At 59.2% G+C, this 26,163-nt stretch carries 21 protein-coding genes and 1 pseudogene; 11 read left to right on the top strand and 11 right to left on the bottom strand.

The features are described from left to right. Positions 1–122 precede the first annotated feature (122 nt). Positions 123–2,126, bottom strand: coding sequence for a heavy metal translocating P-type ATPase (locus NCR38_RS31560; protein WP_250478269.1), 2,004 nt, complete (start codon positions 2,124–2,126; stop codon positions 123–125). Positions 2,127–2,336: 210 nt separating this feature from the next. Here NCR38_RS31560 and NCR38_RS31555 point away from each other — a divergent pair, with 210 nt between their 5' ends. From NCR38_RS31555 to NCR38_RS31530, 6 genes are all read left to right on the top strand, one after another. After that, the gene (locus tag NCR38_RS31555) at positions 2,337–2,669 is read left to right on the top strand and encodes a hypothetical protein (RefSeq protein ID WP_250478268.1); all 333 of its coding nucleotides are present in this window, start codon (positions 2,337–2,339) and stop codon (positions 2,667–2,669) included. A gap of 118 nt (positions 2,670–2,787) precedes the next feature. Further along, complete coding sequence (gene cadR / locus NCR38_RS31550; protein ID WP_250478267.1) at positions 2,788–3,219, top strand: Cd(II)/Pb(II)-responsive transcriptional regulator; 432 nt, start codon at positions 2,788–2,790, stop codon at positions 3,217–3,219. Positions 3,220–3,334: 115 nt separating this feature from the next. After that, the gene (locus NCR38_RS31545) at positions 3,335–4,396 is read left to right on the top strand and encodes a DMT family transporter (RefSeq protein ID WP_250478266.1); all 1,062 of its coding nucleotides are present in this window, start codon (positions 3,335–3,337) and stop codon (positions 4,394–4,396) included. Positions 4,397–4,633: 237 nt separating this feature from the next. Then, positions 4,634–5,248: a class I SAM-dependent methyltransferase gene (locus NCR38_RS31540; protein WP_250478265.1), complete on the top strand. Its 615-nt coding sequence runs from the start codon at positions 4,634–4,636 to the stop codon at positions 5,246–5,248. A gap of 798 nt (positions 5,249–6,046) precedes the next feature. Then, positions 6,047–6,883 carry an AraC family transcriptional regulator gene (locus NCR38_RS31535; RefSeq protein ID WP_250478264.1) on the top strand — a complete coding sequence of 279 codons (837 nt, stop codon included), beginning with the start codon at positions 6,047–6,049 and terminating at the stop codon, positions 6,881–6,883. Between the two features lie 84 nt (positions 6,884–6,967). Then, positions 6,968–8,074 carry a low specificity L-threonine aldolase gene (locus tag NCR38_RS31530; RefSeq protein WP_250478263.1) on the top strand — a complete coding sequence of 369 codons (1,107 nt, stop codon included), beginning with the start codon at positions 6,968–6,970 and terminating at the stop codon, positions 8,072–8,074. A 766-nt stretch (positions 8,075–8,840) separates the two neighbouring features. Here NCR38_RS31530 and NCR38_RS31525 read toward each other — a convergent pair. From NCR38_RS31525 to NCR38_RS31505, 5 genes and pseudogenes are all read right to left on the bottom strand, one after another. Continuing rightward, positions 8,841–10,487: pseudogene (locus NCR38_RS31525) on the bottom strand (MFS transporter). Between the two features lie 19 nt (positions 10,488–10,506). Beyond that, the gene (locus NCR38_RS31520) at positions 10,507–10,947 is read right to left on the bottom strand and encodes a tautomerase family protein (protein ID WP_250478262.1); all 441 of its coding nucleotides are present in this window, start codon (positions 10,945–10,947) and stop codon (positions 10,507–10,509) included. Between the two features lie 155 nt (positions 10,948–11,102). Continuing rightward, complete coding sequence (locus NCR38_RS31515) at positions 11,103–11,528, bottom strand: MarR family winged helix-turn-helix transcriptional regulator (RefSeq protein ID WP_250478261.1); 426 nt, start codon at positions 11,526–11,528, stop codon at positions 11,103–11,105. 98 nt (positions 11,529–11,626) lie between these two features. Continuing rightward, positions 11,627–12,127 carry a helix-turn-helix domain-containing protein gene (locus NCR38_RS31510; RefSeq protein ID WP_250478260.1) on the bottom strand — a complete coding sequence of 167 codons (501 nt, stop codon included), beginning with the start codon at positions 12,125–12,127 and terminating at the stop codon, positions 11,627–11,629. Positions 12,128–12,232: 105 nt separating this feature from the next. Further along, positions 12,233–12,742 carry a DUF302 domain-containing protein gene (locus tag NCR38_RS31505; protein ID WP_250478259.1) on the bottom strand — a complete coding sequence of 170 codons (510 nt, stop codon included), beginning with the start codon at positions 12,740–12,742 and terminating at the stop codon, positions 12,233–12,235. A 284-nt stretch (positions 12,743–13,026) separates the two neighbouring features. Between NCR38_RS31505 and NCR38_RS31500 the strand changes: the two genes are divergently transcribed. Next, positions 13,027–13,962: a ketopantoate reductase family protein gene (locus tag NCR38_RS31500; RefSeq protein WP_250478258.1), complete on the top strand. Its 936-nt coding sequence runs from the start codon at positions 13,027–13,029 to the stop codon at positions 13,960–13,962. A 419-nt stretch (positions 13,963–14,381) separates the two neighbouring features. On the opposite strand, the gene NCR38_RS31495 is transcribed toward NCR38_RS31500, so the two are convergent. The 4 genes from NCR38_RS31495 to NCR38_RS31480 all read right to left on the bottom strand — a co-directional run bounded on the left by NCR38_RS31495 (position 14,382) and on the right by NCR38_RS31480 (position 17,319). Continuing rightward, complete coding sequence (locus NCR38_RS31495) at positions 14,382–14,648, bottom strand: DUF4148 domain-containing protein (RefSeq protein WP_250478257.1); 267 nt, start codon at positions 14,646–14,648, stop codon at positions 14,382–14,384. A 152-nt stretch (positions 14,649–14,800) separates the two neighbouring features. Continuing rightward, positions 14,801–15,034, bottom strand: coding sequence for a DUF4148 domain-containing protein (locus tag NCR38_RS31490; RefSeq protein ID WP_409241449.1), 234 nt, complete (start codon positions 15,032–15,034; stop codon positions 14,801–14,803). A 189-nt stretch (positions 15,035–15,223) separates the two neighbouring features. Beyond that, positions 15,224–16,642: a heavy metal sensor histidine kinase gene (locus NCR38_RS31485; RefSeq protein ID WP_250478255.1), complete on the bottom strand. Its 1,419-nt coding sequence runs from the start codon at positions 16,640–16,642 to the stop codon at positions 15,224–15,226. Beyond that, positions 16,642–17,319, bottom strand: a complete 678-nt coding sequence (locus NCR38_RS31480) for a heavy metal response regulator transcription factor (RefSeq protein ID WP_040052414.1) — start codon at positions 17,317–17,319, stop codon at positions 16,642–16,644. Before NCR38_RS31480 ends, NCR38_RS31485 begins: the two co-directional genes overlap by 1 nt. 266 nt (positions 17,320–17,585) lie before the next feature. Here NCR38_RS31480 and NCR38_RS31475 point away from each other — a divergent pair, with 266 nt between their 5' ends. From NCR38_RS31475 to chrA, 4 genes are all read left to right on the top strand, one after another. Continuing rightward, the gene (locus tag NCR38_RS31475; protein ID WP_250478254.1) at positions 17,586–20,756 is read left to right on the top strand and encodes an efflux RND transporter permease subunit; all 3,171 of its coding nucleotides are present in this window, start codon (positions 17,586–17,588) and stop codon (positions 20,754–20,756) included. A 35-nt stretch (positions 20,757–20,791) separates the two neighbouring features. Then, the gene (locus NCR38_RS31470) at positions 20,792–21,970 is read left to right on the top strand and encodes an efflux RND transporter periplasmic adaptor subunit (protein ID WP_250478253.1); all 1,179 of its coding nucleotides are present in this window, start codon (positions 20,792–20,794) and stop codon (positions 21,968–21,970) included. 11 nt (positions 21,971–21,981) lie between these two features. After that, entirely contained in the window at positions 21,982–23,409 is a 1,428-nt protein-coding gene (locus NCR38_RS31465; RefSeq protein ID WP_250478252.1) for an efflux transporter outer membrane subunit, read from the top strand. 133 nt (positions 23,410–23,542) lie between these two features. Then, on the top strand, positions 23,543–24,775 hold the full coding sequence (gene chrA / locus NCR38_RS31460) for a chromate efflux transporter (RefSeq protein ID WP_250478288.1): 1,233 nt from the start codon (positions 23,543–23,545) through the stop codon (positions 24,773–24,775). A 413-nt stretch (positions 24,776–25,188) separates the two neighbouring features. Here chrA and NCR38_RS31455 read toward each other — a convergent pair whose 3' ends face one another. Further along, positions 25,189–26,097 (bottom strand): LysR substrate-binding domain-containing protein, encoded by a 909-nt coding sequence (locus NCR38_RS31455; protein ID WP_284503721.1) that lies wholly within the window; start codon positions 26,095–26,097, stop codon positions 25,189–25,191. Between the last annotated feature and the right edge of the window lie 66 nt (positions 26,098–26,163).

Below are 26,163 nucleotides of genomic sequence, written 5' to 3'. Positions count from 1 at the left end.
CTGCGTAGCGCGGGAACGACATGTCTAACGGAAAGCCAAAGAAAATGCCCGTGCAACATACATTCCAACTATCCCATCGCCACCTCCGGTCGATTCAACCCGTACTAGCAAGGTTCGCCTGGTCACTTGCGCAGCAGACGAAGGCCATTGCCGACAACGAGCAGGCTGGCTCCCACGTCAGCGAAAACGGCCATCCACATGGTTCCGTAACCGACAAGCGTCAATGCAAGGAATACAGCCTTGATTCCGAGTGCTAGCGCAATGTTCTGCACAAGAACGGAGTGGGTTGCCTTCGACAGACGAATAAACGCAGGAAGCTTTCTTAGGTCATCGTCCATCAGAGCGACGTCGGCCGTTTCAATTGCCGTGTCGGTTCCCATTGCTCCCATTGCGAAGCCAATATCAGCTCGCGCCAACGCCGGCGCATCGTTGATGCCGTCACCAACCATGCCGACCATGGTTGAGTTGGCGGACAGACGCTCTACAGCGCGCAGCTTGTCTTCAGGCAACTGGTTGCCCTCAGCCTGGTCGATGCCGACCTGCCGAGCGATTGCCTGTGCGGTGTGAGGGTTGTCGCCGGTCAACATTGCCGTACGCACGCCCAGCTTGTGAAGCTCCGAAATTGCCTCACGGCTGCTTTCCTTGACAGTGTCCGCCACGGCAAAGAGAGCCAGCACGCGAACTTCATCAAGCAGCACCACAACCGTCTTACCTTGACGTTCAAGGGCGTCGAGCCGCTCTTCCAGTTCCACTGAGCAGCGACCGAGTTCCTCGACCAGCCGATGGTTGCCAAGCGAATAATTCTTCCCGTCGACAACGCCGCGAACACCCCTCCCAGGAATTGCTTCAAATTCTTCGACCGGATACCGCGTTATGTCGTCATTGTCCGCGGCTCGGGCGATGGCCATCGATACGGGATGGTCGGAACGACCTGACAGGCTTGCTGCGAGCGAGCGAACATGTACGGCATCAATGCCCGTCACACGCAGTTCGAACTCCGTCTGGACCGGCTTCCCGTGGGTGATGGTTCCGGTTTTGTCCAGTGCGAGCCATTTGAGCTTTCGTCCCTGTTCGAGATACGTACCGCCCTTGACAAGGATGCCTCGGCGCGCCGCTGCCGCGAGGCCGCTGACAATCGAGACCGGTGTCGAGATAACCAGCGCGCAGGGACAAGCGATGACGAGCAGGACAAGCGCCTTGTAAATCCAGTCGAACCAGTTGCCCGAAAACAAAAGCGGTGGAACTGTCGCAACTGCGAGCGCCACAACAAAAACAATCGGGGTGTAAATGCGAGCGAACTGGTCGACGAACCGCTGTGTTGGAGCCTTCGAACTCTGCGCCTCTTCAACCGCGTGAATGATGCGCGAGAGCGTCGTGTTGTTTGCTGCGGCAGTGACCCTGTACTCGAACGAACCCGACTCGTTGACGGTTCCTGCGAACACCGCGTCACCTTCCGCCTTTTCGATGGGAAGGCTCTCGCCAGTGATGGGCGCCTGATTGATGGTCGAACGGCCGCTTGTGATTTCGCCGTCCAGACCGATGCGCTCGCCCGGCTTGACGCGCACGACCGCACCGAGAGTGACGGAGCTCGCTTCGACTTCAGCCCAAGACCCATCCGCCTGCCTGACGGTCGCCGTTTCCGGCGCCAGCCTCATCAAGCCCTGAATAGCATTGCGAGCACGGTCGAGGGACTTTGCCTCGATGAGTTCGGCTATGGTGAAAAGCACCATGACCATCGCTGCTTCCGGCCACTGGCCCAACAGCAGCGCGCCCGTGACGGCGATGCTCATCAGTGCATTGATGTTCAGGTTGCCGTTGCGGACGGCAATCCAACCTTTCTTGTATGTCGTCAGGCCGGAGCCAAATACTGCGAGCAAAGCGAGTGCGGCGACGAGCCAAGAAGGCTGCCCGAGCCAACTGGCGACCTCCGCGCAAATCGCCACAATGCCGGAAAGCGCCAGTGGCCACCACGGTTTGTGCTCGGGCTCCTGCACCTTCTCAGGTTGCCCATCTGCGCTAGCCAGCTCCGGCGTGAAGCCCAGCGACCGTACGGCATCGAGTACGGGGGCAAGCGCCTCTGGTTTGTGAGCAACCGTCAGCACGCGCTGCATCAGATTGAATTCCATCGCGGTAACCGCCTGCATGCCAGTCAGCTTTTTCCGGATTAACGCTTCCTCTGCCGGGCAGTCCATCTGAAGGATGCGAATTTGAGTCCGAACCGTACCGCCAACCGAAGTCGGCGCGCCTATGGCGCCGACGGATACGGCAACGGGTGCGCAGCAGCTATCGCTGGCGGCAGTTGCACAACAGCTACTGCTAGCCGCAGGCCGGGGAGCATGACCTTCGCAATGGTCTTGGCTGTGTCCGTAACCCTGACCACGCTTTTGCTCATTCGAACCATCCGCGATTGGCTCGGCAAGCGCCCCGAACGTCAGGGTCTCGGCGCCACAACAGCTGCCGGCGGTGGAAGGCGCGCAACAGCTTTTGCCAGCCGAATGTTCGTGAGCGTGGCTATCGTCGTGGTCGTGGCCACTCTTTCGGTCGTCCGCGTCTTCGCAGCAGTGGGCGTGACCGCTCGAGCAGCCGCGTTCGTGTGCCCGGTCATCATGGCGCTCTGCGCCCCTCGCAATGCCGCCGCGGTCCTGCTCACGTGCGGCTACAGCGTCTGAGCCGTGCTCCTGGAGCCTTTTCGAAACGTTTGCATCCGACATGGTGGTATCCATCCTTGATTTATGATGTAGTAAACACCTTGGAGTAGCTCTAAGGTCAAGGTGGAAAGGAAAAATCATGAAAATCGGTGAACTGGCGCGACTGGCTAATTGCACCACCGACACAATCCGATTCTATGAAAAGGAAGGGTTGCTGCCTGAGGCGGACCGGACAGAGGCGAACTACCGGAGCTACAACGAGGGCCACGTCGACCGCTTACGTTTCATACGGAACTGCCGCGCATTGGACATGACGCACGACGAGGTTCGTTCGCTGCTCGAGACCGCCGACAACCCAGGCATCGGCTGTGGTGCTGTGGACGCGCTAATTGATGAACACATTGACCACGTGAACACGCGTATCGATGAACTGCTTCAACTTCGGGCGCAATTGACCAAGCTTCGTGAGAGATGTGGGGGTGCGCGGCCGGTCGAGGACTGCAGAATCATTCACGAGCTGACATCAATGGAAACGGCCCAGCCGAAATCAAAAGCTTCTCACTTGGGCTAGGCATCAGGCAGGTACCACACCGCCGTTGAGTGAATGCCTTCGAGCGACCGACCGGTACGACAAACTGTCATGCCGACAATTGCACGGGTGACCGATTAATGGACAGCACATCGCGATGAGTACACGTTTTAATGCCGCTTTCACCGCGCTTCTTGCCGCCGCGCTATTCGGCGCGACCACGCCGCTCGCGAAGATGTTGCTCGGGTCCCTGTCCCCATTCATGGTTGCTGGCCTTTTTTATTTGGGCAGTGGGGTCGGCCTTGCCATCGCGATTCAAATTCAGCGCCTCCGCCGCACGACGGATGAGCGGCGAAACGAAAGCCGCATTCACGTTTCAGAGATTCCCTGGCTTCTTGGCGCTATCGCGGCGGGCGGCGTCGTCGGACCTGCGCTGCTGATGCTCGGACTTAGCACGACCCCGGCAGCAACCAGTTCCCTGCTGCTCAACCTTGAAGGGGTCTTCACCGCAGTGATTGCATGGGTTGTGTTTCGCGAGAACGTCGACCTGCAGATATTTCTCGGGATGGTTGCGATAGTCACAGGCGGCGTCGCGCTGTCCTGGCAACCCGGTGCAACTAGCGTGGCGGTCGGCGCATTACTGGTCGTGGGAGCCTGCGTTGCGTGGGCCATCGACAACAATCTGACGCGGAAGGTGTCAACTAACGACGCGATGGTCATTGCCTGCCTGAAAGGACTGGTCGCCGGTTCGGTCAATCTGGGTATCGCACTTGTGCTGGGTGCGCATCTTCCGAGCGTCGGCAACGTGGCAGCCGCCATGTTGACCGGCTTCGCCGGCTACGGCGTTAGCCTGGTTCTCTTTGTCGTCGCGCTGCGTAATCTTGGTACGGCGCGGACCGGGGCATATTTCTCGGTGGCACCTATATTCGGCGTCGCGTTATCGCTCATCCTGTGGCCAGAGTTGCCGTCGCTCCGTTTCTGGCTATCGGCAGCGCTCATGGCGCTCGGGGTCTGGCTGCATATACGTGAGCGGCATGAACATCCTCACACTCACGAAGTCCTGGACCACAACCATCGACACCGGCACGACGAGCACCACCAGCATACGCATGAATTTGATTGGGATGGTGAGGAGCCGCACACGCATCCTCATCAACATGCGCCTATCACTCACACGCACGCGCACTTTCCCGACATTCATCACCGGCATACGCACTGAAGCCGCACCGACAATAGTGTGTTTTGCACGCGCCAGGCCGTCGGGCCGTACAGCGCCGTTACCAAACAGCGCAACTTCAACATTCACTTTGTCGCGTCGGGATGGTTCTGGCCGCCTTGGCTGGAATAGCTAAGTGAGTTAAGTGCCTCATACCTGCAGAGCTGCGCAATGTCGATGACGCGCCCCGTCAGGTCTCTTATCATTGACTCGCATGCGGCATAAACCTGGGGAAGCAACATGGACAGCAAAGAACATTGGGAAGAAGTCTATCGGTCAAAGGCGCCTGACGCAGTTAGCTGGTATCGCCCGCATCTTGAGACATCGCTGCGGCTCATTTCCGAAAGCGCGCCCGATCGGAGTGCAGCCATTATTGATGTGGGCGGTGGTGAATCTACGTTAGTAGACGACTTGCTTCAATACGGATACCGAAATCTGACAGTGCTTGATCTGTCCGCCGTTGCTCTCGATACCACCAAACGTCGATTGGGCGCAAACGCTGAGCAGATAACCTGGGTTGCTTCCGATATTTTAATGGTCGACCTGCCCGCGCATCACTACGACGTATGGCACGACCGGGCCGTCTTCCATTTCCTCAGCGAAGCGTCAGAACGGGCCGCATACATTCGTGTGCTGACGAACGCCCTCAAACCTGGTGGCCACGTCGTAATTGGGACATTCGGACCTGGCGGACCGAACCGGTGCAGCGGACTCGACGTGAGGCGATACGATGCCCAGCAGCTCTCCAACGAATTCGGTGCAGGGTTCGAGTTGGTCACAAGCACCATTGAAGACCACCACACGCCTGCTGGCTCCGCCCAGCAGTTTCTTTACTGCTGCTTCCGGAAGCAGTGACTGTCGGGCTAACCCGCATTTGGAGCGCGCGTGAGCTCGACTAAGCACAGTAAGAGTCCGACACCAGTACCGGAGGGCAGTAGAATTCTCAAAGGCTTATCACAACGCATTCGTTTGCTCGCCAGTCCATCGGACGGAATTGCAGTCATGAAATCAATAGTTCTTCAGTCTGTTCTGGTTGCCGCCGCAGGGATGACTTGTTATGTCGTAGAACGCATTAAAGATGTCAACGTTGCGTCTATAAAGTCGTCAACCGACGACTTTATAGACGCGTCAGACGGCGAGCCATGCTCGGCGGCCTTCAGCGGACGCAGAATAATGTCGTCACTTCGCTTCTGATCCGGCAAGCCAGCGCGTTGAATACAACCTACCCTAAAGCGATGAGGCCTCGTTTCCCGCAGGTGCTTTCCGTTCTCAATTGTGCGATCGTCATTATCGTCATCGATCGCCAGAACCCCGGGTATCGTTACCCGGCTAAAGACGTACGCACCAGGGCAGGACTTTCGCCCTGCCCCCCAAACATAGAGTCGGGCATGGCAACCAAACAGATATGGCCAAAATTGCTCTTCTTACAGGAGTGAGCGTCCGTGCAGGTATGGTCTGCGATCAGACCACACTGCTTGGTCATGGCTGTCGCGAAGAGTGCACTCGAACGGGCTGGAGCGTCCTTCCAATCCGGCGGGGGCAGTTGCAGCCTTTTTGCTTGTGAGATAATGGTTGTATCTACATCGATGTTGGTGGCAGCTTTTCGTGCTCTCACGTATCTCGCACGCAAGCTCGACAGGCAAGGAGGAAGCCATGTATAGCGCGCGGCAGTCCAAATCGAATCATGTGAGATTCTGGCGGGAGCCCGGGTTCGCCAACACCGAGCTCCTTGCTGCGAGTTATACCACGCACTGTTTCCCGCGGCATTCCCACGATGAACTCGCTATCGGCGTGATCACCCGAGGAGCGCAGGCTTTTCAGGATTGTAGGGGGCAACGGGCCATCATGCCGCAAGGCAGAATGTGCGTTATCAATCCAGGTCAGGTGCACGAGGGGCGTCCAGCAACGGAAGAGGGCTGGGATTACCGGATGGCGTATGTCCCTGCGGCAAGACTGATTGGCATGCTGGGTGAAGAAGGCGCGGCGGCCGGTCGCGCCATGCATTTTCCGAACGTAGTAATTGATGACGACGAGACCGAACAGCTCTTCTGGACCGCGCACCTATGCTCGGAATCAGTCGAGGCAACCGGACTCGAAAAGGCATCCCGTCTGACAGCTGCTATTTGTCAGGCCGTCATGCGGCATGCATTGCGGGGACGCGATTTTGCCAACCTGGTTCCTGTGCCTAGGGCTGTTAAGCGGGCTAGGGAATACATAGACGCTCATTTCGCCCAGAATCCATCTCTCGAAATAATATCTAGTGAAGCTGGTATCAGCGCCTATCACCTGTTGCGGGCCTTCAGGGATGCGATTGGAATTGCTCCGCATTCCTATCTCGTCCAGCGACGAATAGAGCGGGCGAAAAATCTTCTCCTGAGTGGGCAGACGCTGCGAAGCATAGCAATCGAGACGGGGTATTGCGATCAGGGACACCTCAGTCGAGACTTCAAGCGCTTTTACGGCGTACCGCCAAGCGCCGCGCGTCGCTGACTGATCAAATTCCGCAATTTTGTCCAAAGCGGGGGGCCAGCTCCGGGGTTACGCTAGAGCGACATATTCCTCGAGGAGCCTCAAATGATCGACCTGCGCAGCGATACCTGTAGTCAGCCAACCGATGCGATGCGAAAGGCCATCGCATCGGCAGTTGTCGGAGATGATGTCTACGGCGACGATCCAACCGTTAAAGAACTGGAGCGTGAAGTAGCGGACCTCCTTGGAAAGGAGGACGCTGTTTATATGGTGACCGGGACCATGACGAATCAGGTCGGTATCCGAGCTCACACTGAGCCGGGTGACGCGGTTCTTTTCGACCAGAACGCTCACGTGTACCTTCTTGAAGGTGGCGCACCCGCCGCATTTTCAGGCGTGCTTCCTCGTCTTCTGCCTGGTGTACGCGGAATTTTCACGGCAAATGACGTAAGCGCAGCGCTCGGCGTGTCGCATCGGTTCTTTCCAAGCACCATTCCTGCGCCGGTTCAATTGCTCTGCCTGGAAAATACACATAATATTGGCGGAGGAAAAATTTGGCCTATCGGGCAGCTGGAGGCGGTGTGTGCGGTGGCACGGGCTCGTGGGCTAGCACTGCATCTTGATGGTGCCCGACTGTGGCACGCAAGCGCTGCGACCGGCATTCCGGAAAAAGAATACGCCAGGCATTTCGATTCCGTCAGTGTGTGCTTTTCAAAGGGGCTCGGTGCGCCAGTAGGTTCAGCACTCGCCGGCTCCCGCGAATTCATATCGCGAGCCCGTCGCTTCAAGCAGCAGATAGGTGGAGGCTTCCGGCAAGCTGGAATTATTGCAGCAGGGGCACTCCATGCGCTACGGCATCACCGTGATCGGCTGCTAGAGGATCATGAGCATGCAAAGTTGCTGGCCAATGGTATTGCTGGGTTGCCGGGCATCAACCTCGATGTGTCGTCCGTCGAAACCAATATTGTCCGGTTTGGTGTTACGTCGCTGCCAGCGTCAGATTTCGTTGAGAGGCTTTACGAAAAGGGTTTGTACGTGCTGCCGTCAGGTACCGACGGAGTCAGGGCGATTCCTTACCTGAACATTACGCGCAAACAGATCGGCGAGGCCATTGACATCATCAGCGCAGTCGCGGAGGCCCACTCAGGCTCCGCACAAGATGGTCAGGCGTCTGCTGCGATGAGCGGATCAGACAGAGCAGCAGGCTACTAAGCTGGATCCGCCACCGAAGGCACAGGAGGCGGCGCGGACACCACGCCGCGCGCGTGCCATACACGCTTCCATCAAGCCTGCGAGCTGCACGAACCTCCACGTCTCGAAACCTGAGTTTACAATACTATTGCGATACTGTTGATCCAACCTGGGCTGGACCTCGGTTGCTTGATTGCTTGATTCTTCGCGTTTAGGAAGCCGCCCGTCGTGCGCTGGGGCGGCTTTTTCTATGCAGTGGTCCATTACCGCTTGTGCACCGATAATTCGTTTCTTAAAGATCCAGTGACTTTCTACGCCAGCGCAAGCAGTATGGCTTCTCTCCACGATGCAAAGCTTGGGGTACGCGGCTTACCTATGGCGGGATCGTGACGGCTGTATCTTTTCTTAGGCTGCTGCCCGTTGCGCCGTATCGGTGATTAGTAACCCTTTGGTGTCGGAGCGCTGGAGCAAGCAAACGTCTGGTGGGAATCTGCGATGGCGCAACCGCCGGTTTGCTGCTGCGCATCTCGGCCTTCTCGGTCCACACCAAAAAAAAAGCCGACGCGTGGCGTCGGCAAAAGGGCTCGAGCGGAGCCCCTGAGAGAGTGATTCCAAATACCTCAGTTAAAACTTTGCCAACAAATCCGCTGATAGCCGCAAGCGCGGCGATCATTTAACAAGAACTGCATACATACTCGATGTCGACGCACTCTTATCGGCGGGTCGTGCTGTCTACGAATCTGCCCCGGTTTTGATAGTTCCAAAACGAACCGCGACGAACCAGATGTCATACGTCGATGTTTCGATGCCTCGTCTCAGGCAGGAAGATAAAGCCAACGACAAGCGACACCGCCGCGATGATGACCGGGTACCAAATACCTGAATATATGTTGCCGGTTGCTGCCACCAGGGCGAACGCAGTCGTCGGGAGAAAGCCGCCGAACCAGCCGTTGCCGATGTGATAAGGCAGAGACATTGCCGTGTACCGAATACGAGTGGGGAACAATTCGACAAGGGTCGCTGCAATTGGTCCGTACACGAGTGCCACTAAAACAACAAGTCCGGTCAGCATAACCATGACCATTAAGTAGTCAATTTGCTCAGGGTCGGCCTTTTCGGGGTATCCCACGGTCTTTATGCGAGCGGCAAGGTCTTTGTCAAACCTTGCGGTGCTACGCCTCAAGTCATCAGGAGACATGCCGGTACCTTCAAAGCTTCTAACGACATCGCCGCCGACCAGTACCTGGGCGACTGATCCTGCAAGCGCATCTTGGTTGCTGTAATTCACCGACGACCGGGCAAGAAACGACTTGGCAATGTCGCATGACTTGACGAACGCACTAGTGCCGACCGGATTGAACTGAAAGGAACACGAGCGCGGGTCTGCGACCACCGTCACGGGTGCCCTTTCCTGAGCCGATACGAGTGCCGGATTTGCGTACTTAGCTAGACCGTGGAAGATAGGGAAGTACAGGAAAACAGAGAGAAAAAAGCCGGTTAGGAGCACAGGTCGGCGTCCTATGCGGTCTGATAACGACCCGCACAGCACGATTAGCGGGGTCCCTATGAGCAGCGCCCCTGCGACCAGCAAGTTTGAGGTAACAGCGTCAACCTTCAGCGTCTGCGTAAGGAAAAAAAGGGCGTAAAACTGTCCCGCGTACCAAATCACCGACTGACGTGCGATCAGCCCAATTTTGATATTGCGCCACTGCCCGAAAGCTTCGGCGATGGGAGCTTGGACAAAGCCTTATCGGCTTTCATCCGCAGAAACACCGGAGACTCGTGCAATGTCAACCGGATCCACACGGAGATGGATACCAGCACAATGCTAAACAGAAATGGAATTCTCCAACCCCATGCAGCAAAAGAAGATTCGCCGACGATTAATCGTGCGCCAAGCACAACTACTAAGGATAGGAAAAATCCGAGCGTCGCTGTCGTCTGAATCCATGACGTGAATGCACCTCGACGACTTGCAGGAGCATGCTCCGCCACGTATGTAGCCGCCCCGCCATACTCACCGCCAAGAGCCAGCCCTTGGAGCAGCCTGAGCAATATGAGCCCAACCGGCGCGACAATGCCAACAGACGAATATGATGGAAGTATCCCGACGATAAATGTGGACGCTCCCATCAACAAGATGGTGATCAAAAAAAGTGTATTTGCGGCCTACGAGATCTCCGATGCGCCCAAATACTAGAGCTCCAAACGGGCGGACCGCGAATCCCGCTGCGAAAGCGAGCAGGGCGAAGATAAACGAAGCGGTCTCGTTAACCCCGGAGAAGAACTGCTTCCCCACAATCGCAGCTAAAGATCCATACAGGTAGAAGTCGTACCATTCGAAAACCGCACCAAGCGAAGAGGCAAAAACAATCTTGCGTTCTTCAGCGGTCATTTTACGAGACGTTCCGCTCGCGAGAATCGTCGAACTCATATGCCTCCTCCTTCTGATCTTATTTGCCAATGCCAAGAAGGTAGTTTCGATCTTCTAGCGACATCGCCTGAAGCCATTGCGCTTCCGTACCGGGCTCTGGCAGTACCTTCCCAAATTCCACCATCTGGGCAGGTGGAAGTTCTGCAACATATGCCCAAACATATCGCCTATCGGCACTCGCGCCCCGACACACGGCATCAACAATCTCGCTAAGCAACTGCTTTTTCTGGTCCGGAGTGCGCCCACCCCGGATGTGTCCGTGGACAAATATCTGGTCCGAAACTAGCGGGCTACCACCGAGGAAGTGATTTCCCGAAGTGATCTCTTGAAAGATGACCTGAGCAAAGAATCCCTGCGCTCCGGTCGCAGCCGAATGCGCATCCGTGATCCCTCTCGCTATCGCATTCTTCTCTGCGCTGCTGAAACGACCTTCGGCCGAAGCGACGACATACGTGGGCATGATTCCTCCGTAAGATAAATGTATATACAACTATTGGACGTAGATGTAGGTACAACTATGTGTTGTCCCGATAATATCTAGGCTAAGCACGTAAAAGAAGAAGGGGTTTACCCGTCGCGCGCGGTATACCGCTAGCCCTAACGGGCTCGACCGAATCACGGTGCGACGCGTTGCAAGCACTCTAGCGCTTCCAAGAGCTGCTTGTTGGCTGGTCCTTTCAAGAATCGCTGCACTTCCTTCTCAACTCGTGCTTGCGCAAGCAGCCAATACTGCTCCGCGCTGCGTAGCTTCGCAGTGCCGCGCTTACTTAATCGGGCGATCTTGAAGCGAGCGTCCGTGTCTGAGCTCGTCTCGACCCACCCGGCGTCGATCAAGATCTTAAGATTGCGGGAAATGGTCGTTTTATCCAAAGCCGACTCTACTGCGATCTCCGTGTAAGTCGCAGCCTCCAATCGCTCCAATGCTCGGAGTAGGGAAAATTGCGTGATCTTGAGCCCGACCGGGCGCAACGCGTCATCGTAAATGCCAGTCAGCGCATTCGCCGATCGCCGGAACTGTGTGCAATAGCAATCTGTAAACATTAATCAGTTCAGTCTCTGAACCTCATTTACTTGAGGCGTGGTAAGCATGGACTGCTAGCGCGTATCGTCGACCCCTTGTGCCGACGGTCCCAACATGCTCACTTTACCAGCGCTTCAGTTTTTCTGGGCAGCCGCTCCGCTGTTGCTTGGCTGGGACTGTCGCCCTGCACGAAAGCGTGTGTTTCGCGGCTGATGGGAAGCCCTGTGTTGCGGTCGATGAGGACGGGGACGACTAGGCTGCCGGTCTTTCTGTCGATGAGATCAATTCCCCATTTCCTCCCCCTGCCGGCATGCTTGCGACCCCAAGCGAACAAGGTAACGAGTACGGGCGACAGGTCGCGGCTCTTCTCGGTCACCCTGTATTCCTCCGTTCCCGCTTTCAAGGTCGATGGCACCTTGATAAGGAGGCCCGAATCGACCAGCTCGTTCAACCTGCGGGCGAGCATGGTTGGCGAGATCCTCAAACTCGACCTGAACTGCTCAAACCGCGTGGATCCCTGTAGTGCGTCGCGAATAATGAGCAGGCTCCACCATTCGCCCACCTCTTCCAAAGCCAGTGCGACAGCACAATCCATTTCAGCAAAACTCTTTCGCCTCACGGTGCCCCTCGTTCGAATATTCGCGGATTATGGCACGTGTGACCCTTTGATGTCCGGCCTCCCGTAGCCGACCTGATTCGCCGGCATGACGAATGATCTGATCTGCTACGAACACAGCTCAAGAACCAGTTTCTCCAGCTTGGCGTCGAGGGCCACGGCTGCAGCGCGGAGATCAGAATTTTCTGTAGTGCAGATCAAACTGGATGGTCTTACATAGACTGCAGTGGTACCGCTACCATGGGACCGCTGGGAAAGGAGCAGTTCAACCGGCGCGAACAGACCGGCAGTAACGTCTAGCTTCATCATGGTAATCGCGATCAAGGGGTTACCCAAAATAACGCGAACCGTGGGCCGTCTGATCCCGTAGATCGCAAGCCACGCACCGTGATCGAACTCCCCAAAAATCATGAATCCGCTTCGACCGACGTAGCGCTCTTTGACCTTTTCCTCGAACGCGTGCGAGTCTCGCGCGCTCTGAGCGAGCGTCGCTATTTCTCCGGCGCTCGACTTGCCGCACGCGTCGCGCAAACGATCAAGCACTGTTTCCAGAGAATGTTCCGTTTCAAGCTCAACGCGTTTGCCTTCGAAGTCCTTAAGTACGAAATGTGCCGTCATGTGGTTCCTCTTATCGTGTGATCCTTTCAATATCGAGCCGGACTCTGCAGATCGGCAATGAGCCTTAATCAACACATCGGCTTGCACACAACTGAACACGAGTCGGATCAGATAGTCCGCCAGCGGTTGATCGACTTCTTGAGACGCGAAACGAGATCGACCTAAACCCCACTTTCAACGTGCTCCGTGGGCAAGCAAGTACAATACTATCATGATAGTATAAAGTGGTTCTCACACTCATCGCGCGGAGCGTCGGCGCGTGACTTCTGGCTTTTATACGAACTATGAAGAATGGCCTCAACATTCTCGTCCTTGGCGCCGGCGCAATGGGCGGCTACTACGGCTCTAGGCTCATTCAGGCTGGAGCCGACGTAACGTTTTTGGTGCGCCCCGGCAAGCTTTCGACGTTCCGCGACGCTGGGCTTCGAGTGTCAAGCAGCCTGGGCGATTTCTCCGGTCCGGTGAACGCAATAGGGTCGGACGGACTGCGACCCGAATATGATCTCGTGCTTCTCGCCTGCAAGGCCTATGACCTCAAAGAGGCATCTGAAGCGATCCGTCCGGCAATGCATTCCGGTTCAGTGATTCTTCCCTTGCTGAATGGCATATGGCCGTATGATCAACTGGATAGTCTGTTTGGGAAAGATCGCGTCGCCGGAGGCGCCTCCTACATTGCGGTCACCTCATTGCCAGACCTGACAATCGAGCATTCCGCTACGAATGATAGGCTTGTCATCGGCGCTCGATCGAATCGCCATGTGGATGTGATCGACCGCTTCTACGAAATTATCCGAGGCGCACCAGGCGTGCGGGCGCTGACAGATGACATCGATCAGCAGTTGTGGCAAAAGTGGGTGATGCTCTCCGCTGGAGCTTCTGCAACTTGCCTCATGCGCGCGAACATTGGTGAAATTCTCGCGACCAGCTTTGGGGCGGCAGTTGTTCGCCAGCTGCTTGCCGAATGTCTGGATGTAGCGGCGGAGTCACGTCATCAGCTCGATGGCGGTGCAATCGCAGCCATCGAAGGATTGTTACTTGACCGCAATTCGACTTGGGCCTCATCAATGCTGCGCGATATACGATCGGGCGCGACGAAGATCGAAACGCACGCAATCGTTGGGGACATGGTCAAACGCGCAGAGAGCTTTTCAATTGAGGTACCTGGCCTCAGGATGGCTCTTGCTCACCTCGAGGCATACGAAGCCCAGCAACGCTTGTAAAATGGCACCGCACCGCTCTGGCCCTTGACTGGCTTTTGCGCGCTCAAGCGTTCGTCCCTAGCGCCGTCTGTCGCAGTTCAGTTGCACGCGGAAACCCGATCTCTCCCGCAGATCGGGGCACCTCGTTCGTCGGGAAAGCGATTCCCAGCCGGAACGTTTCAAGCATGGCGATAAAGGTCTTGTGCGTCGCGATCCACCTGGCGAAAGCGGGGGGCGAATGGATAGCCTACTTACGTCGCCTACACGCGATATCGCCCGACGCCGCCTGCCGCGTTCACCGCATCGCGCAAGGCGGTGAGCGCGGCGGTAAAGCCATCGCGCGCATGGAGCTTGCGAATTATGGCATCCGGTGGCGTGCGTTATCCGCAGTACGCCGCGTTGCGTGCGGCGCACCGCCTCGCATGTGGCGCCGGTCCCGACTAGTGATCGGCATGAGTGTCGGGGACGCCGCCATAGGCCGTTGCATCTTGGCTTTCGTGCTGCTCGGCGAAAACGGCCTTATTACGCGCGATGGCGCGTGCGCTCGGCGGATAGTTCGTTCCGTTCGACGGCAGCACTCCTTGGGCTTCAGCCTGAACGAGTTGTTGCTTGACCTCAGCACGCGTGAGGCCGCTCGTCTGCGCTTGAGCCTGGGCGGTGACGCCAACCGTCAGACATGCGATGAGCAGAAGAAGCGTCTTTTTCATGATCGGTTCCTTGATGATCTAAATGCGTCAATTGGGACTGGACGAAGCGTTGGCAATTCGCGGGCCGTGATCGCGCGCAAAAGCTTCGTGCGATACCGCGCCCAGCGCAAAAGCGAGGCTCAGGAGCGCACTCACGTAAGCAGTCCTTCGCATCACTGCGATACCTCGCCCTGATGCAGAGCGCTGCTTGCTTGGGTGCTGGCATTCGCGCCGCCATATGCATCGCGCGCCGGGACCTTTGCTTCGGCGGCCTGCAGCGCCTGCGGGTAATCCGCATCGTGCGTGCTAGGCTGATAGCCCGCCGCTTCGAGCTGCGCGAGTTCGGCGCGCACTTGCAAACGCGTCACATGTGCCGGCGTCGATTGCGCAAACGCTGCGAACGGCATCGAAGTTGCCGCGGCTAGCACGGCACAAATTAATTTTTTCATGGTCTTTACCCTCACTGATGCATGGAAAAATGGCGAAGGGCAACTGCCCTCGAACGCCGTTGCGTTGTACGGGACGTTGATGACATTGTGGAAGTCGAGCGCTGTAGAAAAGCTGACGCCGACGTTACAAGTTTGACATCTTGGGCGTCACGAACGGGTAGCTGTCTTCGGGAAAGACAGTACGAAACGCGTCCTGAGTACGTCGCTTTCCGCGTGTGCAAGCCCGCCGTGCAGTTCCATGATTGTTCTCACGATGGCGAGTCCCAGCCCCGCCGAGCCGCTCGCTGCGCCGGCAACGCGACGCGACGGATCGCCGCGATAGAAGCGGTCGAACACTCGTTCCAGCATCGGTGGTTCGATGGGCACGCCTTCGTTCTCGACGCATACGCGTACGAACGCCGCGTCCGCATCGACGGAAAGCGTGATCGTTCCATCGCGCGGCGTATAACGCACGGCATTGGCGAGCAGATTGCTCACCGCGCGCCTGAACAATTCGACATCGGCCTTGAGCGGTGCGGAACCGCGCACGGCGATGTGCACGCCCGCATCTTCCGCGAGCCCTTCGAAATACTCGGCGATGCGCTGCAACTCCTCGCCGGCTGCGAACTCGCGCAGATGACGCGCGAATTGCGGATGCTCGGCGCGCGCGAGAAACAGCACGTTTTCGATCATGCGCGAGAGGCGATCGCATTCCTCCAGATTCGATGCAAGCAGCATCTGATATTCGTCGGTCGACCGTGGCCGCGCGAGGGCCACTTCCGTTGCGCCGCGCATATTGGCGATCGGCGTGCGCATGTCGTGCGCGAGATCGGCGGTGAATTGCGACATGCGCTGGAAGCTGCGTTCGAGTCCCGCGAGCATGCCGTTGAGCGCGGCGATCAGCGGTTCCAGTTCGCTCGGCACATTGTCCATTGCGATGCGCGTATGGAGCTTGTCCGATGTCACCGTCGCCGCGCTGTTCGCCATGTTGCGCAGCGGCTTGAGCGCGCGCCGCACGAGAAAGAAGCCGATCGCGAAGGTGAGCAGCACGCCGATTGCGCCCGCGAGATGCAGGCGGTCTCGATAGCGGTCGAGCAGCATCCACCGATCGCGCATGTCGCGCACCACGATGATGGTCGCGAGTGTGCCGTCCATCAGACGCGTGTCGACGGCCAGCACCCGAAGCGGATCGCCATAGGCTTCGTGCATATCGACGATGGCCTGCGCGGTGATCTGTGCGCCCGCGGGCACCGCACGCGACGGCAGCGCGACCTGCGCCAGCGCGGCATCGACATTGTGTTGCACGAGCGGCTTGCGCGCAGCATCGACGATCTTTAGCGACAGCGCGCCGTTACCGAGGACCTGACTTTCGAGCCGTTCGCGATAGCGCTCGATATCCGCATAGCTCTGCAATTCATCGACCAGCCGCCGCGTATGGCGCGCGGCGAGCACGATGTCCAGATCGTCCTGCACATGCACCTGGTGCGCGAGCGCGAGATACACGAAGGTGCCGACCAGCGCGAACACCGCCAGCGTGGTCGCGGCGAACACGAGCGCGAGCGTCGTGGTAAGCGAACGCGTATGCATCAATCGTGGCCGGGCGTATTGATCACATAGCCGACGCCGCGCACGGTCTGTATGAGCTTGACCTCGAAGTCGTCGTCGATCTTCGCACGCAACCGGCGGATCGCGACTTCGACCACGTTGGTATCGCTGTCAAAATTCATGTCCCACACATAGGATGCAATCTGCGTCCGGCTGAGCACTTCGCCATGACGCCGCGCCAGCAGTTGCAGCAAGGCGAATTCGCGCGGTGTCAGATCGATGCGCTTGCCCGCGCGGCGCACCTTGCGGCGCGTCACGTCGATTTCGAGGTCGCCCAGCGAAATCAGGTCGCTTTCGCGCGGCGGGCCGCGCCGTGCCAGCGAACGCACGCGCGCAAGCAGTTCGACGAAGGCGAAGGGCTTGACGAGATAATCGTCCGCGCCGAGTTCGAGACCGCGCACGCGGTCCTGCACGTCGTCGCGCGCGGTGAGAAACAGCACGGGTGTGGCCTTCGTTTCGCGAAGACTGCGCACGACGCTCCAGCCGTCCATGGTCGGCAGCATCACGTCGAGCACGATGACGTCGTAGTTCTCTTCCTTCGCGAGAATCAGACCTTCGGCCCCGTCGCCGACGACATCGACGAGATAGCCCGCTTCTTCAAGCCCTTTCTTGATATAGACGCCCGCTTTTTGCTCGTCTTCGACAACCAGTATGCGCATGCTTGCACCCGTCGATAACGATTGACAAGTCCTGAATTCTACGCAATTGATTGCACTTTCGATTGCGGTCTGCCACGAGGCGATCGAATTGACCGCGATTTCAAGCGTGAGGAGGGTGGCTCATCCACGAAGCGTCGGCCGCCGGCTGGCAGACTTCGATATACGCGCTAGCACTCAGATTACGAACTTGTCATTTTGCGGTCAGCATCGGGCAAAGCGCGCACATGCACACTGCGTCGCCAGTGCCCCGACCCGGATAAGACTTCGTGTGGATCGTTCGACTCGCCCTTCGTCGCCCGTATACGTTCATCGTTCTGGCGCTCCTGCTGTTCATAATCGGCCCGCTTGCCCTCATGCGCACGCCAACCGACATCTTTCCCGACATCAACATTCCCGTCGTCAGCATCGTCTGGTCGTATAGCGGCTTTTCCGCCGAGGACATGGCGAACCGCATCACGTCGAACTATGAGCGTGCGCTAACGTCGGATGTCGAGAATATCGAGCACATCGAGTCGCAGTCGCTCAACGGCGTATCGGTCATCAAGATCTTCTTTCACCCGGGCGCGGACATCAATCGTGCGATCGCGCAGGCCACCGCCAACTCCGCGTCCATTCTGCGCATCCTGCCGCCGGGCACGCTGCCGCCGAATATCATCACCTATAACGCGTCGACAGTGCCTATTCTTCAGCTCGGCCTGTCGAGCGATTCATTGCCCGAGCAGACGCTCTACGACCTCGGCAACAGCTTTGTGCGCACGCAGCTCGCTACCGTGCAGGGCGCGGCCGTGCCGCTGCCCTTCGGCGGCAAGATTCGCCAAATCATGGTCGATATCGATCCGCGCAAGCTGCAGGCGAAGGAGCTCTCGCCGAGCGACGTGGTGAACGCCGTCAATGTCCAGAATCTGATCTTGCCTGGCGGCACCGCGAAAATCGGCCCACGTGAGTACAACGTGCAGATGAACGGCAGCACGAACAGTGTCGCCGCGCTCAACGACCTGCCCATCAAGACGATCAAGGGCGGCGTGGTGTATTTGCGCGATGTCGCCCAAGTCCGCGACGGTTATGCGCCGCAAGCCAACATCGTGCGCAGCGACGGCAAGCGCGCCGCGCTTTTGACCGTGGAAAAGACCGGCAGCACGTCCACGCTCACGATCATCCAGCAGATCCGCTCAATGCTGCCGCAGATTTCCGCGGGCCTCCCCAAGGCGCTGAAGATCACGCCGCTCGCGGATCAGTCCGTATTCGTCAAGTCCGCGATCATTGGCGTCGTACGCGAAGCGCTTATCGCCGCGTGCCTCACCGCGATGATGATCCTGCTGTTCCTCGGAAGCTGGCGCGCGACGCTCATCATCGCGGTGACGATTCCGCTGTCGGTCATCACCTCGCTCATCGCATTGTCGGCGATGGGCGAAACCATCAACATCATGACGCTCGGGGGCCTCGCGCTCGCGGTCGGCATTCTGGTGGACGATGCGACGGTGGCGATCGAAAACATCACGCATCATCTGGAAAACGGCGCGCCGCTCGCCGATGCCATTCTCAACGGCTCCGGCGAAATTGCAGTGCCCACCTTCGTTTCCACGCTGTCCATCTGCATCGTGTTCGCGCCGATGTTCCTGCTCTCGGGCGTTGCGCGTTATCTGTTCGTACCGATGGCCGAGGCGGTCGTGTTCGCGATGTGCGCATCGTATTTCTTCTCGCGCACGCTCATTCCGACGCTCGCCATGTATCTCCTCAAGGCGCGCGGGCGCGGCGAACCACGCGGACGCCTCGCGTTTCTCGCGCGCTGGCAGGCGGCGTTCGAGCGGCGTTTCGAAGCGCTTCGCATGGGCTACAAAAGGGTGCTTGCACAGGGCATCGGGCATCCGCGTACCGTGATTGCGATCTTCGCGGTGTTCTGTCTCGCTTCAATTCCGCTCTTGCCCTTCACAGGCCGGGACTTCTTTCCGAGCATAGATACGGGCGAAATCCGCCTGCATATGCGTGCGCCGACCGGCACCCGCATCGAGGAAACCGCACGGCTGACGGACGAAGTCGAAGCGAAGATCCGCACGGTGATACCAACGTCCGAGGAAGCGTCGCTGCTCGACAACATCGGCGTGCCGGTGAGCGGTATCAACCTCACGTATTCGTCGTCGGCGCCCGTCGGCACGGAGGACGCGGACATCATGATCGCCCTCACACCGGACCACGCCCCCACCGCTACCTATGTCGCGAAGCTGCGTGACGTGCTCGCGGCATCGTTCCCCGGCACGATCTTCTCGTTCCTGCCCGCCGATATCACGAGCCAAATTCTTAACTTCGGGCAGCCCGCGCCGATCGACATTCAGATCGTCGGCAGGGACCTCTTGAAGAATCGCGTGGCGGCGAATCAGTTGCTGGCGAAGCTGCGCCATGTGCGGGGGCTCGTAGATGCACGCATCCAGCAGCCCGGCGACGCGCCCGCGATCAACATCGACGTGGACCGCACTAAGGCGATGCAGGCGGGCCTCACTCAGAAGGACGTCGCGCAGGATCTGCTGATTTCCTTGTCCGGCAGCTCGCAGACCACGCCCAACTTCTGGCTCGATCCGAAGAACGGCGTGAGCTATCCGCTCATGACGGAAGTGCCGCAATACGACATTCATTCGCTGCAGACGCTCGCCAACGTGCCCCTCAACGACAGCCAGCTGTCGAGCGCGCCGCAAAGCCTTCTCGGCTCGCTCGGCACGATGCGGCGCGCGTCGCAGCAGGCGGTGGTATCGCACTACAACGTGCAGCCCGTGCTCGATATTTACGGTTCCGTGCAGGGCCGCGATCTGGGCAGCGTGGCCGCCGACGTGGACCGGCTCACCGATCAGGCCAAGGCGCATTTGCCGCCAGGCTCGACCATCGTCATGCGCGGGCAGGTGCAATCGATGACGCAATCGTTCAGCGGCCTCGGCTCGGGACTGGCTCTTGCCATCGTGCTCGTCTATCTGCTGATGGTCGTAAATTTTCAGTCGTGGATCGATCCGCTCATTATCATCTGCGGTCTGCCGGCCTCGCTTGCGGGCATTGCGTGGATGCTGTTCGCCACCGGCACCACGCTGAGCGTGCCCGCGTTGACCGGCACGATTCTGTGTATCGGCATCGCGACGGCGAACAGCATTCTCGTCGTCAATGCGGCGCGAGAGAAGCTGCACGAAGGCGCCCAGCCTTGGGACGCGGCACTCGAGGCGGGCTTCACGCGCTTTCGCCCCGTCATCATGACCGCGCTTGCGATGCTGATCGGCATGCTACCGATGGCGCTCGGTCTCGGCGATGGCGGCGAGCAGAACGCACCGCTCGGCCGCGCCGTCATTGGCGGTCTCGCGCTCGGCACCGTATCGACACTGCAAGTTGTGCCGGTCATGTTCGCAATCGCGCATGCGTGGCTCGCGCGCCGTAGCAATGCCCAATCCACCTACGCTCAATAAGGCCATCAGTTAGGTCACCAATCCGAGTCACTCGAATGAATCCGCAACACGACGCACACACGCGGCCGCGCGCGCGCCGCTTCGTCTTCCCGCTGACCGTGGTCGGCATCGCCGCCGCGCTGCTCGCGGCAGGCATCGTCCCGCGGTTTCGTGCGCAAGGCGCGCTGGCGGCGCAAGTCACGACGCAAAGCGTGCAAACGGTGTCTGTCATCGTGCCCAAACCCGCGCCCGCAACCCAGGAACTGCTGTTGCCCGGCGCCGTCACGGCGTTTTCCGATGCGGCGATCTACGCTCGCACGAGCGGCTATGTGAGGAACTGGTACGCGGATATCGGCGCGCATGTGAAGAAAGGACAGGTGCTTGCCGATATCCAGACCCCGGAACTCGATGCGCAGCTCAAGCAAGCGCATGCCGACGAAGCCACCGCGCAGGCCAACTTCGATTACGCGAAGGCGACCGCGCAGCGCTGGCAGGACATGCTGAAAACACAATCGGTGTCGCAACAGGACGCGGACACCAAAACCGGTGACATGCTCGCGAAGCGCGCCATGCTGCAATCCGCGCAGGCGAACGTGCAGCGGCTGACCGAGCTCGTCTCCTATGAGAAAGTCGCCGCGCCCTTCGACGGCGTGGTGACTGCGCGCAACGTTGATGTCGGCGCGCTCGTGACGGCGGGCGGTGCGCCGGGTCTCGCGGCATCGGCGGGCGAGTTGTTTCATGTCGCGCAGCGCGACACGTTGCGCGTGTTCATCGACGTGCCGCAAAACGACGCGCCCTACGTTTCCGCCAGCACCCAAGCGTATCTGACCGTCCAGCAGTTCCCGGGCAGACAGTTTGCGGCGCATGTCGCGCGCAGTTCCGGCGCGATGGACCCGGTGAGCCGGACGCTACGCGTGGAAGTCGACGTGGACAATCGGGACGGCACCCTGCTTCCCGGCGCGTACGCCCAAGTGCATCTCGCGCTTCAGAACGGCAATCCGGCGCTCGATCTGCCGGTTAGCGCACTGCTGTTCCGCCCTAACGGTGTGACGATCGCCACGGTGGACGCGGCCGGAAAGACTGAGCTCAAGTCTGTCACCGTGGGGCGCGACTTCGGTACGCACGTCGAGATCCTGACAGGGCTGCAAGCTGGTGATCGCGTCATCGACAATCCGGGCGATGCCTTGATGAGCGGCGAACCGGTCAAGATAGCCAGGACGGGCAACGCGTGGTGAAAGCGACGACGATGAAGATTCCATTGCGACGCGCCGCTTGCGCGATGGCTTGCATGTTTGTCGCGGCATGTTCGACTGTTCCGGACTATCGGCCGCCCGACGTCGCTGTGCCCGCGCACTTCGCGTCCGCGCCCGGCTGGTCCGTGGCTTCGCCGTCTGATCAGCAGGCGCGCGGTCCGTGGTGGGCGCTTTTTCGGGACCCGACGCTCGATGCGCTCGAAGCGCGCGTCGACGTATCGAATCAGACGCTCAAGAAAGCCGTCTCTCAGCTTCAACAGGCGAGAGCGATGGTCGACTATCAGCGCGCCGGCTTCTGGCCTACGATTTCGACGAGCCTCAGCCAGAATCGCACGCGGACATCGGCGAATCTGGAAGGGAAATCGCTCGCCGGAAAGACCGTGCCGGACTATGCCGTCGGCCTGTCGGCATCATGGGAGCCCGACCTCTTCGGCCGGATCCACGATGCGACGCTCAACGCGCAGGCCAACGCGGACGCAAGCGCGGCGGATGTCGAAGCGGTGCGTCTTTCCGTGACCAGCCAGCTCGCGATCGACTACTTCAACCTGCGCTCCCTCGACACGCAAAAGAAGCTTCTCGACGATTCGATCGACGCGTATTCGGCCGCGCTCAAGCTGCTGGATCAGCAACTCGCGAACGGCGCAATCGACGCCTCGGCGGTCGCGCAGGCACAGGCGCAACTCGAAAGCACGCGCACGCAGGCGACCGAAACCGCATCGCAACGATCGCAACTCGAACACGCGATCGCGACGCTGGTCGGACAGCCCGCTTCGACCTTCTCCATTGCGCCGGTCGTCCAGCCATTTGCCTTGCCGGCGATTCCCGTCGCGCTGCCCTCGCAACTGCTGGAACGTCGCCCCGACGTCGCCGCAGCCGAACGGCGCGTCTTCGCCGCCAATGTGCAAATCGGCGCGGCGCGCGCGGCGTATTTTCCGAGCCTGGTGCTCGGCGCGAACGTCGGCCTGGAAAGCACGTTCTTCGCGCCCTGGCTGACGGCGCCGAGTCTCTTCTGGTCGCTCGGCCCTCAACTGGCCGCAACGATCTTCGACGGCGGCCGCCGGTCCGCGATGCTTGCCGACGCACGCGCGCAAGATGAAGGCGCCGCCGCCGATTATCGCCAGGCCGTGCTCACGTCGTTTCAGCAGGTCGAGGACGACCTCACCGCGCTGACCGCGCTCGCGGACGAAGCCCGAAGCCAGCGCCGCGCATCCGACGCTGCGGCACTGTCGCTCAAACTCACCAACAACAGGTTTCAGGCAGGCGCGGTCAGTTATCTCGACGTCGTGACGGCGCAAACGATCGCTCTGAGCAACGAACGAACCGCGGATCAGATCGACGCGCGACGCGCAATCGCGTCCGTCGGTCTGCTCGTCGCCCTCGGCGGCGACTGGAACGCATCCGCCCCGCAGGCCGCCGAGTGATTTATGCGCGTATCTTCAAATTGCGTCGATTCATGCAGTCGCCAATTAAATCCTCCGCCGAGCGTTGCGAGGACGGCTGACGGCGGTCGATCTCGACGTCATACCTACCGAAATCCACGATCTGAAGGGCTTTATGGAAGTAAACATAGCGGCGTCCAACCGACGAGCGGGCGCTTCAGTTGAGGTTCTTTTTGTCTTTCTGAAGCTCGGACTGACATCCTTCGGCGGCCCGGTCGCTCACATCGCCTATTTCCGCCGCGAGTTTGTCGAGCGACGTCGGTGGCTCAATGACGAGACGTTCACCGACCTGGTCGGCCTTTGCCAGTTTCTGCCGGGACCGGCCAGCAGCCAAGCAGGCTTTTCGATCGGAATGCTGCGCGCAGGCTGGCTTGGCGGTATCGCTGCATGGTGCGGCTTCACGCTGCCGTCTATCGCGCTTTTAATTGGCTCCGCGATCTTCGCGCCCTCGATGGGCGGTCCGGTCGGCAGTGGCCTGATTCATGGGCTGAAGCTCGTCGCTGTCGCGGTTGTTTCGCAAGCCGTGTGGGATATGGCGCGTCGCTTGTGTCCTGACCATCGCCGGGCGGGTATCTCGCTCGCAACCATCGCTATTCTCGCGGTCCTGACCACTGTCTATGCGCAACTCATAGTATTGGTGATGGGTGCACTGTTCGGCATTGCGTTGTGTCGAACGACCACGCCACGCAGCCTCGCGGCGACACATGAACACACCCAGTCGTTTCGTGTGTCGCGCGTGGCGGGCGCAGCTGCGCTCGGCCTGTTCTGTGTGCTTCTTTTTGCACTTCCCGCGTTGGCGGCCTTCGATTCCACACACGCGATCCGGGTGTTTGATGGGTTTTACCGTGCCGGAGCGTTGGTTTTCGGTGGGGGTCATGTCGTTCTCCCGCTCCTTCAACAGGAAACCGTGACGACCGGTTGGGTGTCGTCAAACGACTTTCTGGCAGGATATGGCGCCGCACAGGCTGTTCCGGGTCCGCTTTTTTCCTTCGCGGCCTTCCTTGGCTGGATCATGATCGGAACACAAGACCACGCTTGGGGAGCGCTGCTCGCGACCGCCGGCATCTTTCTGCCCGGTCTGTTGCTTGTGCTTGCGGCACTGCCATACTGGCAAGCACTACGAGGGCGCCCGTCGATGGTCGCCATGCTCTCCGGAGTCAATGCAGCTGTCGTCGGACTGCTGGCGACTGCTCTCTACTCGCCGGTCTGGACCAGCGCCGCGCGCACCGAATCTGACTTCGCAATCGCTGTCATCGGCTTTTTCCTGTTGGCGCGCTGGAAGGTTCTGCCACTCGTCGTGGTGCTTCTCTGTGCACTGGCCGGTATCGCGGAATCCCTTTCGTATTGAAGTATTCCCCGGCGAAGGAATACATTTCTCCTCGGCCGATCAGCCTCATCATTTGGGTGCCGGCAAAGCCGTGTCATCGGCATGCGTCGGTAAGTCGCCTTCAGTGAGACGATGCGCGTCTGTTGGCAGCCGCTCGCACCAGAAGCGCCAGGGCGGTGCCGAGCCCTAGCGCCGACATTTCCGCTGCGATTGCCGCCGGTTTGCCGCCGCCCTGGCCGCCCAGCCTTCCTTTGTTACAGGGCACCCGGCGGCCGCCGGATGTATAAGCGTTTGTGACCCTTCTCTTCAATGAAGGGAGATTGATTCCGCGCAATTAGGAACGGTCTCTGGTCGATCCATTGTTGCCGGTCGGGATCCCATTATCCGGCGTCGGCATAAGAGCTGGCATCAGCCGTTGAGGCGATAATTCGCGGCTAGAAGTGCACACGCTGCGCACCTCGTGCGGCGATGCTGTCGGTGAACCACCTCATGAGCAATTGAACCGCCTGTTTCGTTCCGGCACTGGCGGGATGGACGAGGTAGTATCCCGCGTCTAACACAAGCAGGTTGTCGAATGGCTCGATCAGTTCTCCTCGAGCCAGTTCCGCTTCTACCAGCATGGGGCTGGTAAGCACAACGCCTTGCGCGCGCACTGCGGCGTCGATCGCCATCAACGACTGGTCGAAGCTGATGCCGGTAATGGTTTCGATCTGCGCGCCGTCGAGACCGCTGAATTGTGCAAGCCACGCGGCCCAGTGGGGGTGTAGCGTGTTATGGAGCAGTGTCGCCGTGCTCAGATCGTCGGGGCGCTTCAATCGGTGTTGTTTCGCGTATGCCGGGTGGCAATACGCGCGTGCCTCGTCATGGCAGAGCAGCTGGACGGATAGTCGTGCATCGGTCCCGTCGAAATGCCTAACCGCGAGATCGACGCCATCCAGTTCAAAGTCGACCATCGTTGTCGTTGTGCTCAGGCTCAGCGCAATCCCGGGGTTTGCCCGCAAGAAGTCGGCCATACGTGGGGCGAACCACTTGGCAGCGAAACTTGGCGGCATCGACAACCGGACGCCGCTGCCGCGACGCTCACGAATGCGGTGGCTCGCGTGAATAATCTCTGCCAGGGCAGGTCGAACCTGCGCGAAGTAGGCGCGGCCGTCGTCTGTGGGCGTTACATGCCGTATTTGGCGCACGAACAGGGCGACGCCGAGCCATTCCTCCAGCTTCTGTATCTGCTGGCCTACTGCACCGGGCGTGACGTTCAGTTCTTGGGATGCAAGAGTAAAACTGCCGAGCCGCATCGCGGCCTCGAACGCAGGTAGAGCTTTCAGCGGCGGGGGCGGTCGCATAGTGCAGTTTTTCTATTCCATAACCGATATTAAATCATTTGTAGCGACTTACCGCGTCGAACACAA

This window comes from Caballeronia sp. INML1 (genome assembly GCF_023631085.1).
GTDB classification, from domain to species: Bacteria; Pseudomonadota; Gammaproteobacteria; order Burkholderiales; family Burkholderiaceae; genus Caballeronia; species Caballeronia turbans.
The sequence above is the reverse complement of the archived record's forward strand: the minus strand, read 5'-3'. Positions and strand labels throughout refer to the sequence as shown.

Coding starts and splice junctions, on each gene's coding strand:
- cadR (WP_250478267.1), top strand. CDS start 2,788: ATGAAAATCGGTGAACTGGCGCGACTGGCTAATTGCACCACCGACACA.
- NCR38_RS31535 (WP_250478264.1), top strand. CDS start 6,047: ATGTATAGCGCGCGGCAGTCCAAATCGAATCATGTGAGATTCTGGCGG.
- NCR38_RS31555 (WP_250478268.1), top strand. CDS start 2,337: ATGACCTTCGCAATGGTCTTGGCTGTGTCCGTAACCCTGACCACGCTT.
- NCR38_RS31515 (WP_250478261.1), bottom strand. CDS start 11,528: ATGTTTACAGATTGCTATTGCACACAGTTCCGGCGATCGGCGAATGCG.
- NCR38_RS31520 (WP_250478262.1), bottom strand. CDS start 10,947: ATGCCCACGTATGTCGTCGCTTCGGCCGAAGGTCGTTTCAGCAGCGCA.
- NCR38_RS31490 (WP_409241449.1), bottom strand. CDS start 15,034: ATGCCGTTCGCAGCGTTTGCGCAATCGACGCCGGCACATGTGACGCGT.
- NCR38_RS31560 (WP_250478269.1), bottom strand. CDS start 2,126: ATGGAATTCAATCTGATGCAGCGCGTGCTGACGGTTGCTCACAAACCA.
- NCR38_RS31480 (WP_040052414.1), bottom strand. CDS start 17,319: ATGCGCATACTGGTTGTCGAAGACGAGCAAAAAGCGGGCGTCTATATC.
- NCR38_RS31540 (WP_250478265.1), top strand. CDS start 4,634: ATGGACAGCAAAGAACATTGGGAAGAAGTCTATCGGTCAAAGGCGCCT.
- NCR38_RS31545 (WP_250478266.1), top strand. CDS start 3,335: ATGAGTACACGTTTTAATGCCGCTTTCACCGCGCTTCTTGCCGCCGCG.
- NCR38_RS31530 (WP_250478263.1), top strand. CDS start 6,968: ATGATCGACCTGCGCAGCGATACCTGTAGTCAGCCAACCGATGCGATG.
- NCR38_RS31465 (WP_250478252.1), top strand. CDS start 21,982: ATGAAGATTCCATTGCGACGCGCCGCTTGCGCGATGGCTTGCATGTTT.
- NCR38_RS31470 (WP_250478253.1), top strand. CDS start 20,792: ATGAATCCGCAACACGACGCACACACGCGGCCGCGCGCGCGCCGCTTC.
- NCR38_RS31505 (WP_250478259.1), bottom strand. CDS start 12,742: ATGACGGCACATTTCGTACTTAAGGACTTCGAAGGCAAACGCGTTGAG.
- chrA (WP_250478288.1), top strand. CDS start 23,543: ATGGAAGTAAACATAGCGGCGTCCAACCGACGAGCGGGCGCTTCAGTT.
- NCR38_RS31495 (WP_250478257.1), bottom strand. CDS start 14,648: ATGAAAAAGACGCTTCTTCTGCTCATCGCATGTCTGACGGTTGGCGTC.
- NCR38_RS31455 (WP_284503721.1), bottom strand. CDS start 26,097: ATGCGACCGCCCCCGCCGCTGAAAGCTCTACCTGCGTTCGAGGCCGCG.
- NCR38_RS31485 (WP_250478255.1), bottom strand. CDS start 16,642: ATGCATACGCGTTCGCTTACCACGACGCTCGCGCTCGTGTTCGCCGCG.
- NCR38_RS31500 (WP_250478258.1), top strand. CDS start 13,027: ATGAAGAATGGCCTCAACATTCTCGTCCTTGGCGCCGGCGCAATGGGC.